This is a genomic window from Thermoplasmata archaeon (assembly GCA_035632695.1).
Lineage (GTDB): Archaea > Thermoplasmatota > Thermoplasmata > RBG-16-68-12 > RBG-16-68-12 > RBG-16-68-12.
The window spans coordinates 1-11,760 of sequence record DASQGG010000159.1 but is presented as its reverse complement, the minus strand read 5'-3'; the positions used below and the strand labels follow the sequence as shown (position 1 = coordinate 11,760).

The 11,760-nt window shown below is 66.1% G+C and carries 14 protein-coding genes; 5 read left to right on the top strand and 9 right to left on the bottom strand.

Translation table 11 applies throughout. From position 1 onward, the window contains the following. Both VEY12_10065 and VEY12_10060 read right to left on the bottom strand, forming a co-directional pair. Positions 1-301, bottom strand: a 301-nt coding sequence (locus VEY12_10065) for an amino acid permease (GenBank protein HYM40462.1), incomplete at its 3' end; no start/stop codon positions are given. 231 nt (positions 302-532) lie between these two features. After that, positions 533-1,918 (bottom strand): MFS transporter, encoded by a 1,386-nt coding sequence (locus VEY12_10060; protein HYM40461.1) that lies wholly within the window; start codon positions 1,916-1,918, stop codon positions 533-535. 149 nt (positions 1,919-2,067) lie between these two features. On the opposite strand from VEY12_10060, the gene VEY12_10055 reads away from it, so the two are divergent. The 4 genes from VEY12_10055 (at position 2,068) to VEY12_10040 (ending at position 5,573) form a co-directional block, all read left to right on the top strand. Further along, a complete protein-coding gene (locus VEY12_10055; protein HYM40460.1) occupies positions 2,068-3,138 on the top strand; it encodes a zinc-ribbon domain-containing protein in 1,071 nt (356 codons plus the stop codon). A gap of 87 nt (positions 3,139-3,225) precedes the next feature. Next, complete coding sequence (locus VEY12_10050) at positions 3,226-3,750, top strand: hypothetical protein (protein HYM40459.1); 525 nt, start codon at positions 3,226-3,228, stop codon at positions 3,748-3,750. A gap of 5 nt (positions 3,751-3,755) precedes the next feature. After that, positions 3,756-4,943, top strand: coding sequence for an SPFH domain-containing protein (locus VEY12_10045; GenBank protein HYM40458.1), 1,188 nt, complete (start codon positions 3,756-3,758; stop codon positions 4,941-4,943). Positions 4,944-5,117: 174 nt separating this feature from the next. Continuing rightward, complete coding sequence (locus VEY12_10040; GenBank protein ID HYM40457.1) at positions 5,118-5,573, top strand: hypothetical protein; 456 nt, start codon at positions 5,118-5,120, stop codon at positions 5,571-5,573. Here VEY12_10040 and VEY12_10035 read toward each other — a convergent pair. Beyond that, a complete protein-coding gene (locus VEY12_10035; protein ID HYM40456.1) occupies positions 5,563-5,964 on the bottom strand; it encodes an SRPBCC domain-containing protein in 402 nt (133 codons plus the stop codon). The genes VEY12_10040 and VEY12_10035 overlap by 11 nt on opposite strands. A gap of 53 nt (positions 5,965-6,017) precedes the next feature. Next, a complete protein-coding gene (locus VEY12_10030) occupies positions 6,018-7,094 on the bottom strand; it encodes a zinc metalloprotease HtpX (GenBank protein ID HYM40455.1) in 1,077 nt (358 codons plus the stop codon). Between the two features lie 42 nt (positions 7,095-7,136). Here VEY12_10030 and VEY12_10025 point away from each other — a divergent pair, with 42 nt between their 5' ends. After that, positions 7,137-7,931 (top strand): zinc ribbon domain-containing protein, encoded by a 795-nt coding sequence (locus VEY12_10025; GenBank protein HYM40454.1) that lies wholly within the window; start codon positions 7,137-7,139, stop codon positions 7,929-7,931. Between the two features lie 6 nt (positions 7,932-7,937). Here VEY12_10025 and VEY12_10020 read toward each other — a convergent pair whose 3' ends face one another. From VEY12_10020 to VEY12_10000, 5 genes are all read right to left on the bottom strand, one after another. After that, positions 7,938-8,066 carry a zinc ribbon domain-containing protein gene (locus VEY12_10020; GenBank protein ID HYM40453.1) on the bottom strand — a complete coding sequence of 43 codons (129 nt, stop codon included), beginning with the start codon at positions 8,064-8,066 and terminating at the stop codon, positions 7,938-7,940. A 32-nt stretch (positions 8,067-8,098) separates the two neighbouring features. After that, entirely contained in the window at positions 8,099-9,775 is a 1,677-nt protein-coding gene (locus VEY12_10015) for a DEAD/DEAH box helicase (protein ID HYM40452.1), read from the bottom strand. A gap of 103 nt (positions 9,776-9,878) precedes the next feature. Beyond that, positions 9,879-10,265, bottom strand: a complete 387-nt coding sequence (locus VEY12_10010) for a PIN domain-containing protein (protein HYM40451.1) — start codon at positions 10,263-10,265, stop codon at positions 9,879-9,881. Positions 10,266-10,267: 2 nt separating this feature from the next. After that, the gene (locus tag VEY12_10005) at positions 10,268-10,513 is read right to left on the bottom strand and encodes an antitoxin VapB family protein (GenBank protein ID HYM40450.1); all 246 of its coding nucleotides are present in this window, start codon (positions 10,511-10,513) and stop codon (positions 10,268-10,270) included. Between the two features lie 150 nt (positions 10,514-10,663). Continuing rightward, positions 10,664-11,760, bottom strand: a 1,097-nt coding sequence (locus VEY12_10000) for a UbiD family decarboxylase (protein HYM40449.1), incomplete at its 5' end; no start/stop codon positions are given.

Genomic DNA, 11,760 nt, shown 5'->3' with positions numbered 1-11,760 from the left:
AATACTGGAGGTAGTTCGTGAAGACGATCGCGAATACGGGGAGGGCCACGATCTCCGCGATACACATGCTCCACCCCGCGATGAACCCGTAGAACTTGTCGAAGGCGACGGACACGTACGCGTACGAACCTCCGACGTTCGGGACGTAGTAGGCGCAATACCCAAACACCATCGCGAGGACCATCGCGATGGCGCCTCCGATAATCCAGACGACGATCGCGAAGGGACCGATGAGTCCTGCCGTGAGCCCGGGCACAATGTAGATGTCGCTCCCTACGATGGCCCCGATGACGATGTTCATCAGGTCGAAGTAGGAGAGGCTTCGTCGAAGCTCCAGACGGACCCCCCAGGATTCCCATCGGACGTGTGGGCTACGGTCACACCAGATCCAACCCTTCGGCGGTGATCCCTCCGGGGCATATGGCCCCCAGCAGTCGCGGGTCGTTCGTTGATCTCAGAACGTTCCTTCGTACCGCCTCCCGGCCCCGGAACGCCGGGGGTCTACATAGCCTTGCCCGGGCCGGGTGCGCGTTCACTTCGCGTGGTCCGGTGGGTCGGAGGGTGTCGCGGGGGCGGGCACCGACGGGCCGCTTCGGGCCGGCTCCCGGAGGAAGAAGATCACGGAGAATGCGGAGATCGCGATCAGGCTGAGGGCGATGAGGGCGAAGGAGAGGGCGCCCACCGTCTGGGTTACCGTGCCTCCGAGGATGGGGCCAACGATGAGTCCGGTCCCGAAGATCAGGGAGTAGATTCCGAAGCTCGTGCCCGAGATCGAGCGGTCGATCACGTCGCCGAGGTAGGCGAGCGCCGCGGGCGGGAAGGTCCCGGCGCCGAACGATGCCGCGGCAATCCATGGGGACATGTCGTACAGGAACTTCGGATCCATGCCCCCGCCGGGCCGGGTCGCCAGGGAGAACAGGATTGCGAGGCCGCCGAAGCATCCCAGGCCGATGAGCATGAACGGCCTCCGCAAGCGGGCGATGTCGGACCACCGACCGAACGCGACCAGGGAGATCGCGAGCGGGACGCCGAACGCGAGGACGATGACGAGCAGGGTCATCGTGGGGATCTGGGGGCCTCCGCCGCCGTGGCTTCCGATGATTTGGTCCGTGAACGTGAGGACGTAGCCGTAGAGCGCCACCACGGGGATGTAGACCGGCAGCAGGCGGACGATGTCCCGGTTGCGGAAGACCTCCATGAGGAGCCCGACCGTGCCCAGGGGCGGGGCCGGCGAGAACTTCGCATCCTGGACGAAGAACTGGACCAGGACCACGGAGATGAGGACCCCCACTCCGCCGACCAGGAGGACCGCCTCGGGGCTCCAGCCGAACGCGGAGAGCGCGAGGAACCCCGCGCCGAACCCCGCCGCGAGGCCGCCGAACGTCACGAGGTCGAACACGGCCATGAGCTGCGCCCGGTTCACCAGGGAGGTGTGGTCGTTCACCATGGCCAACGTGGAGGCCACCTTGGCTCCCGCTCCGATGCCGAACATCGCGAAGAAGACCGCGACGAGGGTCGCCTTGGTCACCTCGGACAACGAGGAGCTGATGCCCACGATGAAGAGGAAGACCGCCGCCGCGGTGATCACATGGGCGAAGATGAGGACCCGCTTGCGGCCGCGCTCGTCGCAACGCGCCCCGAAATAGCCCACCGTCGCGATTTCCGCGATCGGGTAGACGGCGAACAGGAGGCCGTGCCAGAACGCGTTGCCCGGCTCCGGGAGGATGACGTCCTGCATGACCGCGACGCCCGCGAAGGCCGCGGCGCGCATCACGAACGTGGCGAGGTAGAGCGCGGTCAGGTTGCTCACGTCGGCCCGCTCGAGCCCGAGGAACCGCTGGAGGAACCGCGTGGGCCAGTCGAACAGCCGGATGGGGTCAACAACCTGACGGGCGCTCGGGGCCGCCGCCGGTGCCACTCCGTCGGGGCCATATAGGCTTATCCCGCCGATTATCTGCGACCGGGGTCTGCGACCGGGAGACGAGGTCGCGGTATTTCGCCTTCCGCCCCAGGGCTGCAAGAGTCGCACGCTTGACATTCACCGCGGAATTCTTAAGTACAGAAGGGATGACTTGGGCGCAGACAGGAGGTCTTCCCCTGTTCTGTAACAAGTGCGGCCGACAGCTCCCCGACGGTTCCGTGTTCTGCAACTTCTGCGGCGCCCAGCAGGGCGTCATCCCCCAGGCCGCGGGCGCCCCGATGGCCCCGGGCATGCCGCCCCAGGCGGCTTCGGGCGTCCAGCCCTACAACCCGGCGGCCCCCGTGCAGGCGGCCGCAACGCCCCCCCTGCCGCAGAATCTGAAGTGCAACTCGTGCGGAGCGCCGCTGAAGCCCTCGACGGGCTTGGCGGTCATCGTCTGCGAGTACTGCGGCGCGGCGACCACGATGGGCGTGAGCGGAGCCCAGGTCATCCAGAAGCACTACATGCTCGCGAGCGCGATCGGCCAGGAACAGGCCCTGAACGTCGGGGGACAGTGGCTCAACAAGGGCATCCTCCGGCGGCACGTCGCGGAGAAATCGGACCTCGGGAACACGATCCTCAAGTTCGTCCCGTACTGGGTCGTGCCGACCACGATCGTCGCGGACTACCAGGGGACGCGCGGCGCAGGCGTCGCCCAGATGCGTTCGGAGAGCACGGGCGGCAAGCTCCTCGGCGGCGCGCTGTTCGCCCTCCAGGCCGCCGCGGCGGCGAACCAGAACCAGAACCGGAACGTGCAGCCCCAGGTCCAGCGCGTGCGGGACCGGATCCAGATCGCCAAGAACATCCCCGTGGTTGCGGTCCGGGGGTACAACAAGTACCAGCCCGAGGGGGGCTACGAGTTCAACGAGGCCGCGAAGGTCGCCTTCGACAAGCGCCAGAGCGGCGGCTCCGAGGTCATGGACGGCGACGTCGCCGAGGCCGAGGCGAAGCAGCTCGCGGGCGGCCAGGCGCAGAAGATCGCGGAGCGCGAGGCGAAGAAGCGCGTGGACACCCTTGAGTCGATCCAGGTCTTCCCGACCATGGCCGACGGCGAACTCCTCCACGTCCCCGTGTGGTTCATGGAGTACCAGTTCAAGGGGAAGCCCATGTTCATCGCGATCGACGGGAACGCCGGGCACGTGATGAACGGGGAGCGGCCCGCGGTCGCGCTCTGGTGACCGGATTGGGGCATCCGCCGGAGTTCCACCCGCACCCCTAAATACATAGATTTCAAGAACGATACCGTAGAAGGCTAGGCGAACATCATGCCGGACATACGAGAGCGCGTCGAGGAAGACCGTGGCCTCATCAAGAAGATCCAGCTCAAGATCCCCGGGTACGCAGGGTACCGGCGTCGGGAAGACATCCGGAACGCGGACATCCTCCTCCGGAACCAGGTCGCGGACCAGGTCAAGAAGGTCCGGTCGGACCTCGAGGGGGTCCGGGACGGGCTCGCCGCGGCCGGCAAGTACCAGGGGTTGCAGCCCATCGGGAACCTGATCTTCCTCCTCCAGGCTACGGAGGCCAGGGTCCGCCACGCGGAGGGCGGCTACTCGGGCATCAGCGCCAACGTCCGCGTCGAGGAGCCCGAGCTCGACAAGCTGTACGAGTACGACTACACGATGCTGGACACCCTGGACAAGTGCGCCGCGGTGATTCCCATGCTGCAGTCCGCGGCGGACCCCGCGACCTTCAACACGACCCTCAAGGCGTTCCAGGACGCCCTGAAGGCGTTCGACCAGGCCTTCGACCAGCGCATGATCATCATTACGGCTACGAACGCGAGGTGAACACGATGATCCCGACACTCTTCTTCTTCGGCGGTGCGAAGCGGACGGACCAGACGGCGGGCCGCGGCGAAGGCCTGACCTCGAGCATGACGATCGCGTGGGACGACCAGTTCAAGCGGACCAACATCATGTGGAAGGTCCCCCGCAACATCCGGATGAACGACAACATCGTCGTCCGCGAGGATGAGATCGCGGTGTTCTACCGAGATGGGAAGGCGCTCGCGTATCTGGACAAGCCGGACCGGTACGCCCTCACGTCCCAGAACGTCGCGATCCTGGGCTGGCTCCAGAAGGTCTTCACGGGCGTCGTGCAGCAGGCGGAGGTCTTCTACCTCCAGAAGCGCATCTTCGACGGGAAGTTCGGAACCCAGGAGCCGTTCCTGTTCCAGGACCCCGACTTCGACATGATCCAGCTGCGCGCGTTCGGCGACTTCCGGTACCGGATCGGCGACCCGGAGATCTTCATCAACCAGTTCGTCGGGACCTTCGGCGCCGCCACGTCGGCCGACGTGGAGGACCGGATCAAGGACGAGCTCGTGAAGCAGCTCAACGTGACCCTGGGCAAGATGAAGCAGCAGGGCCTCAAGGTCGTGGACTTCGCGGCGAGCCTGAACGACATCGAACAGGGCACCCTCGCGAACTCGAAGCCGCACTTCGCGAACCTGGGCGTCGAGATCATCCAGGTCAGCGGCATGAACATCCCGCTCCCCGACACGGTCAAGGCGGCCATCGACAAGATGGGCGCGGCCCGCACCTTGGGCCGGACGAGCGCCGCGGCGTACCAGCAGTTCGCCGTGGCGGACGCCCTGACGACCGCCGCCGCGAACCCGAGCGGCGGGGCCGGCGCCACGGTCGGACTCGGAGCCGGCATCGGCCTCGGGTACGGCATGGGATCCCAAATCCCCGGGATGATCGCACAACCCCCGCAGGCCCAGCAGCAACAGATGAAAGCCTGCCCGAAGTGCGGGACGATGAACCCCGTGACCATGAAGTTCTGCGGGTCGTGCGGCGCGGACACGACCGTCGCCGCGGGCAGCAAGCCGTGCATCAAGTGCGGCAAGCCCGTGGCACCGGGGCTCAAGTTCTGCGGCGAGTGCGGGGCTCCGCAGGTCCTCAAGTGCCCCGACGGGCACGACGTGCCGGGCGGCATGAAGTTCTGCCCGGAGTGCGGCAAGCCCGTCACGCAGCCGTAGGTGTGGTCTGCGAACGAACCCCGGGTGGGCGCTCCGCCCATCCGGACCTTCCTCCTTTCATGGTCTCCCTTGAGCGCGCGGCCTGGCCTGCGTGCTCCTGTGGCCGTTGGGAGTCCCAACGCAACATCTAAGATGGGCGGGAGGAATCGCGTGGCAACCCGGAAGTGAAGCGCAATGGAACCCGTTCCCGCGTCTGCGAGCCCGCCCCCCGCGGCCCCCGAGCCCCGTCTGAAGCTCTCGAAACTCATCCTCTACGTCATGCTCGCGATCGCCGTCGTGGTAATCGCCGCGATCTTCGGCTTCATCCTCGTCTATGTGGCGGGCCTGACGCACCAGCTGTGGTGGATGGGCCTCACGAGCCTGATCTTCGCGCTCATCTGGTACATGGTGTACATGGGCTCCCACAACCGGACGATTGCCTTTCCCCTATCCGCCGCGTTCTTCGTGATCGGCATCGGGAGCTTCTACGGCTCCATCGCTTCGGACCCCGTGAGTGACCCGCTCAACAAGCTGATCCTGATGGTAATCGAGTCCATCTTCGTGGTCATCGTCCTGACCGCGATCTGGACGATGTCCCGACAGAGCGAGGAAGACAAGGTCCGCAAGAGCCAGCGCAAGGTCACGCCGTAGGCGTTTCGAGGTAGGCCTTCAGCGGCACCCAGTAGTTGTCGATCCAGCCCTGGCGGAAGCTCTCCGCAAGGCGATCCGGGACCTTGCTGTGGACAAAGCTGAGGCGGGTCCCCTTTCCTTTTCGCGAGAAGCGGAACATGACCTGGGAGTCCGGGTCGCCCTCCTCGAACTCCGTGGTCCGCCACGACTGCACGATGACCTTGTCCTTCTCGATCCGGAGGTTCTTCCCCTCGATGTAGCCGTCCCAGGCGGACATCTTGCCGCCAACCTTCCGGCTGATGCTCGCCTTCGCGCCCGTGAACGCGGCGTGCTTCTTCGGATCGAGGAGTGCCTCGAACACGGCGTGGGGTGTCGCATCGAACGTCACGGTCTGGCGGATCGTGGTGGACATGGAGGCGGAAACGTGCGACATAGGCTTAGAACCTTGGCCCGGAACGGGATCGGTCACACGAACTTGTAGATGTTCGCGGGGAGCTGGCCGCCCGACTGGTGGATCTCCTGCTCCATCTCCTCGAGCATGAGGATCCGGTCGATGGTCGGAGGGTGCGTGGCGAAGAGCTCGTTGGCGCGGCGCCAATGGCTCTTCTTCTCCGCTTCGACGGCCTTCTCGAGCTCGTACTGGTCGATCTGGCCGTCGCGGTTCAGGTCGTACTGTTGCATCCGCGTCCGCAGGTCCTCGTAGTCCTCGCGCGCCTTCACGGGGTCGCCGATGCAGAATGCCCGCAGGCCGGACGGCTCGGCATCGGGTCGCGCGAGGCTCAGCCCGTACGCGATCTTCGTGAGCGCGGAGGCGAGCAGATGCGGGTCCTTCGTGGCGGCGCCGCTGTAGGCGTCCGCGTACGATTCGCGCGTGCGGGAGAGGTAGAGGACCAGGAGCTGGGTGATCAGGTAGACGCAGTAGGAGAGGATGGCCAAGGCGATCGCGACGAGGATGGCCTGCCCGGCTCCCTTCCCGCGGACACGGCCCGCGCCCCGGAGGATCTCGAAGCCCCCGCGGGCGACCACGTACGCCAGGAGGGGCACCGCGGAGGCCCAGGTCATGATCGTCACGTCCCGGTGCCGCAGGTGGCCCACCTCGTGCGCGAGGACGGCCCGGACCTCGTCCTGGTTCAGCTGCTCTAGGAGTGGACGGTTCACGACGAGCTCCGCGGAGCCGACCGTGCGACCGAACACGAACGCATTCGGGTCCGCCACGTCGCTCACCCAGATGTGCCGTACCGTGGGGACCTTGGCCTGGGCGCACAGCTCTTGGACCGTGCGGTACAGCCACGGGTTGTTCTGCGGTGTGACCTCCTCCCGGCGGTGGGCCGCCCAGCGCACGATCGCCGGGGAGATGGCCCACTGGATGATCAGGAACAGTACGGTCAGCGCGACGACCGCGAAGAACCCGAGGAGCGGGTCGATCCCGGAGACGAAGACGTCCACGATCCCGAGGATTGCCAGAAGGAGGAGGGTCAGGATCCCGAAGACGAGGAAGATCGTGAGGTCGCTCCCGCGTCGTAGGGTGCCGAGGGAACCCATGAAAACAGCTATAGGTGGATTCTTCATGAGCCTTCCGACGGCATGCCCGAGCTCGTCGAGTCGATCAACTGCCCGCACTGTGGCGGACCCCTGAACCTGACCACGGGCGAGGTCATCGTGACCTGCCCATACTGCGGCTCCGCAGTCCGCATCCGAAGCGACAAGCCCTTCCTGCTCGCCCACTCCATGCTTCCGGCGCGGCTCGACCGGGACGGCGCGATGCAGGCGATTGCGGGCTGGATGGAGGGCGGCATCATGAAGCCCGACGACCTCCGTCGCGCGTCCCGCGTGACCGCGCTCGACGGCCTCTACCTCCCGTTCTACGTGTTCGAGGTGGACGCGGACACGACGTACCAGGGCGTCCTCACGCGCACGGGGACGAACGAGCGCCGAAGCGGGAACCTGGTCCGCAACTACTTCTGGAAGATCCTGGGTCGCCGCAGCGGGCAGTCCGAGGTCGCGGACTACCACATCCCCCTGTCCCTCAAGGTGCCGTTCGACACGACCCAGATGCTCCGGGATGCGCGGCTCCTGAACGCGGAGGTGGACGAGGACGAGGCGGCGCGCCTGGTCCAGGAGCAGGTGGACGCGCACCAGCGGGAGCTCCTGAAGGACGTCGTCGATGTGATGGAGAACGCGAAGACCCAGGTCACGGTGAAGGACTCCGAGTTCCTCCACGCCCCCCTGTGGTTCGCTACGTACGAGTACCGCGGGAAGTCCTACAAGATCGTCGTGGATGCCGCCTCGGGGGACGTGGTCCAAGGGGACATCCCCGGACCCAGCGGGGGATTCGGGGAATTTCTGAAGGACTCCACGAAGGGCATCTTCCGCCGCTAGCCGGCCCTACCCCTCGGTAGATTCCTGATCCTCGTAGTCGGCCAGGTACGCGCCGCAGTTCGGGCACATCTCCTCGTCCGGGTCGACCTCCCAGCCGCACTCGGGGCAGTGCTCCATCCCCGCCTCGGACCCCATAGGCCTCTCCCGGGCCTATAAAGTAGCGGCATTCAGTAGTCGTCGAGGGTGGTCGGGCCCTTCTTCGCGGGCGGCTTCCGCAACGGCTCCAGGGGTCGCTCTTCGCGCTCCGCGATCGCCTCGCGCCTCGTCTCGAGGATCTTCTCCGGGGCGGCGCTCAGGAACATCTCCCCACCGGGCTCGCCGACGAAGATCTTCTGCTTCAGATCGCGGCGGAGGCGGTCCAGCTCCACGTGCATCTTGCGCTCCTTGCGCCTTGCGCTGTACAGGAACGCCTCGTCTCGGGTGTCCTTCGTGACGAGCATGATGACCTTGCCCTTCGCGCTGCGCCCCGTCCGGCCGCGCCGCTGAATCGTTCGAATCTCCGAAGGCACCGGCTCGTAGAACACGACGAGGTCGACCTGGGGGATGTCAAGCCCTTCCTCGCCGATCGACGTGGCGACAATCACGTCGACCTCGCCGTTCTTGAATTTCTCGAGGATGTCCACCTGCTCCTTCTGCTTCAGGCCGATGTCCTCCCCTTTGGAGGATTGGCCGACGAAGCGCACGGGCCGGATGCCCGGCAGCTTCGCGAGCTCCCGCGTGACCGTGTCCGCGGTCTCGCGGTAGTGCGTGAACACGATCACCTTGGAGTCCGGCTTCGCCATGAACTGGTCCCGGACAATCCACGCGGTCTTCTTGAGCTTCGGATGCTCCGCGCTCGTTTCGCGCGCGATCTTGACGGCCTCCTGCACCTTGGCGTGCTTGATGAACTGGGTGTCCGCGCGGGACTTCGCGTCCGCGGCCATGCGGTCGAAGTAGGACCGCAGGGAGCCTATGCCCTGCGTCTCGGCGAGGGTGATCGCGTGGTTCGCCTTCATCGCGATCGCCTGCGCGGTCATCGCCCCGAAGAGGCGTCCGTCCTTGTCGCCGCCATCGAGGCGCCTGCGGATCTCCGTGCCCGCGGCGAGGATGTCCTTCGTCGTGGGCTTGGGCTTGCCCTGGAGGAAGCCGATCTTCTTGAGCCGCTCGACCTGCTCGTCGTAGACGATCTCCAGCAGGGTCCGAATCTCCTTCGCCTCGTCGGGCGCATCGATCGGGATCCGCTGGATCTCTAAGCCCTGGACGTACGGGACCACGTCCGCGTCGAGCTCCGTCCGGATCTCCACCGCGGTGATGCCGAGGTTGTTGCAGACCTCGAGGATCTTCTCCGCGGACGAGCCGGGCGACGCCGTCATCCCCAGGACGAGCCGTCCTGCGACCTCTTTGTAGACCGCGGCGACGTCCACGTACGCGTAGTCGCCGACCGCGCGGTGCGCCTCATCGAAGACGATCAGGCTCACGTCCTCGAGGTCGTAGCGGCCCGTGTGCACGTCGTTCTTGATCACCTGCGGGGTCGAGACGACAATCTTATTTTCCCGCCACAGGAGCTCCCGGTCCTCGGGGGAGGCCACCTCGCCCGTGAAGACGGCGATGCGCTCGACGATCAGGATCTCCCGCAGGGAGGCGGCGTGCTGTTCCACGAGCGGCTTCGTCGGCGCGAGGAACAGGATCTTGCCTCCCTTGCGGCGCAGGATTTCCGCGATGACCATGGCTGCGACGACCGTCTTGCCCATTCCTGTGGGGAGGACGACGAGCGTGGAGCGCGACAGGCAGGCCTTTGCGATGTTCACCTGGTACGCCCGTTCCTCGACCGTTCCGCGGCGGATGAGCTCGTGAGTGACGAACACCGGGGCGAGCAACGTCGGGACGGCTGAATAACCCTTTGTGTGGGCTGCGCGGACCCGGCCACGAGGTGCTCCCCCCGACCGGAAGATACCGTCCTTCGCTCGCCTAGTACGTCTCAACGGCGAGCCCGGTGATTCGCCCGAAACCCGTGTCCCGCGTGACCAGGATTCCCCCGTGGAGCCTGGCGGCAGCGGCAATGAGGAGGTCGACGGTCGAGGCGGCAGTCCCTCGTCGAAGCTGCTCGGCTCCCAGCTGCGCGGCCTCCGTCGCCACGGTCGCGTCGATCGGAAGCACCTCAAGGGTCTCCATCAGGCCGAGAGCGTCCCGCAGGGCCGACCCTCCTTCATAGTACGCGCCGAGCAAGGTCTCCGCTGCAGCGGGAGCCGGGGTCGCAAGCCGTTCCGACGCCGCTGTCCACTGCTGCACCTTCGCGACGGCCGCGGCTTGGCCTTCCAGGTAGTCGATGAGATACGTCGCGTCCAGGCAGCGCATGGTTAGTGCATCTCTTCGATTAGTTTCGCCATCTTCCTTCGATCGAGTTCGCGACCCCTGCGCAGGAACTCCCGGATCTTGGCGAGGTCTTCGCTCGGCACGTCTTTCCAGGCTCCCGCGAAATCCATGATGGACCTGGGCTTGCGCGCAAGGCGTTTCACGACGTCGCTGAAGGTTTCCCCTTCCCGCTTCTTCTTCCGGAGGAGCTCGTACGCCTCCCCGTCGAGGGCCACGGTTTTCTGTCCCATACGGACTATAGTGTTACATATAGGGATATAAAGATGACGGCCCCCTGGGCGAAACATCGTGTCCACACACGCCGCACGAGCCCGTGGTGCCGTTCGGGGACTGGGGAGTTGGCCCTGGGTGGCACATGACGTGTCGGAGAAGGCCGGAGGTCAAAGCGTGGCTTTGTCGAACATTGCGGGGTCGCCGCCGAGGGGCTTCGTCGCGTCGATGCCCACCTTCGAAGTAAAGCCGTCCACGGAACTCGGGTCGATGGACGAGCCGCGGACGCCGTGCAAGACGACGAGTCCGCGGTCCGCCTGGAACCGCGTGGCCACGGCCCACTCGACGTCCCGGTCGTCGTACACGTCGATGTCCTCGTCCACGATGACCACCTGCTTCATCGAGGTGTGCGCGCCGAAGGCGGCCATGATCGCGTTCTTGCCGTCCCCCTGGTGTTGCTTCCGGATCGACACGACACCGTGGAGCCAGGCGCAGCCGCCCTCCGTGAGGCGGACTGCCTTGACATGGGGCACGGCGCGGGACACGGCCTGGTAGATCACGGGTTCTCGGGGCATGCCCATGAACATGAAGTGCTCGTCGGATCCGCCGACGATGATGTGGAAGACCGCGTCGTCGCGCCGGTACACGCGGTCGACCACCAGGACGGGCTCCTTGCGCACGCGGTCGTACGTCTTGACCGCGTCGACGAACGGGCCCTCGTCGTGCGTCTCGTGGATCAGCCGTCCCTCGAGGACGTAGTCCGCCTCCGCGGGGACCGTCAGGCCGCTCGAGATACGCACCATGTCCACGGGCTTCTTCAGGCACGCTTGGGTGAGGGCGGATGCGATGCGGCTCTCGTCCATGCCGTACTCGACGGACGTGCCGCCGCCCAGGAGATTCCAGGGGTCGAGGCCGACGCACACGGCCACCTTGAGTTCCTGCCCCGCCTTGGCGGCCTCGCTGTACATGTGCCGCAGGTGGCGGGGCACGATGCGGCACGCGCCGCGCGTGCGGTCGAGGACTTGGATGCGGTGGAACGACAGGTTCCGCACGCCCTGCCACTCCGCAACCCAGACGCCCGCCGTGATGAACCGACCCGCGTCTTTGGGGAACAGCTTGGGAATGGGGAGAGCTGTAAGATCGACGTCGGAGCTGGCGTTCTTCTGGAACGCTGCTCGGTCGACGAGGCGTGTATCCTTGGGGTTCGTCTGGGCCTCGAGGAGCTTCGCGAGAAGATCCTCCTTCGAGATTCCCATGGCAGCGGCGA

What these genes read in the sequence shown, in the direction of transcription:
- VEY12_10010 (HYM40451.1), bottom strand. Translation starts at nt 10,265, where the DNA reads ATGCGCTGCCTGGACGCGACGTATCTCATCGACTACCTGGAAGGCCAA.
- VEY12_10045 (HYM40458.1), top strand. Translation starts at nt 3,756, where the DNA reads ATGATCCCGACACTCTTCTTCTTCGGCGGTGCGAAGCGGACGGACCAG.
- VEY12_10040 (HYM40457.1), top strand. Translation starts at nt 5,118, where the DNA reads ATGGAACCCGTTCCCGCGTCTGCGAGCCCGCCCCCCGCGGCCCCCGAG.
- VEY12_10035 (HYM40456.1), bottom strand. Translation starts at nt 5,964, where the DNA reads ATGTCCACCACGATCCGCCAGACCGTGACGTTCGATGCGACACCCCAC.
- VEY12_10005 (HYM40450.1), bottom strand. Translation starts at nt 10,513, where the DNA reads ATGGGACAGAAAACCGTGGCCCTCGACGGGGAGGCGTACGAGCTCCTC.
- VEY12_10030 (HYM40455.1), bottom strand. Translation starts at nt 7,094, where the DNA reads ATGGGTTCCCTCGGCACCCTACGACGCGGGAGCGACCTCACGATCTTC.
- VEY12_10055 (HYM40460.1), top strand. Translation starts at nt 2,068, where the DNA reads ATGACTTGGGCGCAGACAGGAGGTCTTCCCCTGTTCTGTAACAAGTGC.
- VEY12_10025 (HYM40454.1), top strand. Translation starts at nt 7,137, where the DNA reads ATGCCCGAGCTCGTCGAGTCGATCAACTGCCCGCACTGTGGCGGACCC.
- VEY12_10020 (HYM40453.1), bottom strand. Translation starts at nt 8,066, where the DNA reads ATGGGGTCCGAGGCGGGGATGGAGCACTGCCCCGAGTGCGGCTGGGAG.
- VEY12_10050 (HYM40459.1), top strand. Translation starts at nt 3,226, where the DNA reads ATGCCGGACATACGAGAGCGCGTCGAGGAAGACCGTGGCCTCATCAAG.